Raw genomic sequence first — 234 nt, 5'->3', positions numbered from 1 at the left:
CTTGTGAGAGGAACATGGTGACTGTCCTATGATTGCTCAAATTCCGTTTTTCGGACTTGATCCGAAGCAAATCGATGAGAAATGGGTGGAAGCGGGATACGGTCTGGAAGCGAATATTTTTGACGGCAGCTCCTTTAGTGAAGCGGATTATCTCAAAACATTCAATCAGACGCAGGAATATGCAAAACAGCTGGATCCTTCATTATTGACGCTGCATTTCCCGACAGATCATGC

The 234-nt window shown here is 44.9% G+C and carries 1 pseudogene; it reads left to right on the top strand.

The annotated features are described in order from the left end of the window. Positions 1–28: 28 nt before the first annotated feature. A pseudogene (locus SB660_RS23900) lies at positions 29–234 on the top strand (endonuclease); the annotation flags it as partial.

Origin of the sequence: Bacillus sp. SIMBA_005 (assembly GCF_046535585.1) — a bacterium.
In the GTDB taxonomy this organism is placed as follows: domain Bacteria; phylum Bacillota; class Bacilli; order Bacillales; family Bacillaceae; genus Bacillus; species Bacillus pumilus.
The sequence above is the reverse complement of the archived record's forward strand: the minus strand, read 5'-3'. Positions and strand labels throughout refer to the sequence as shown.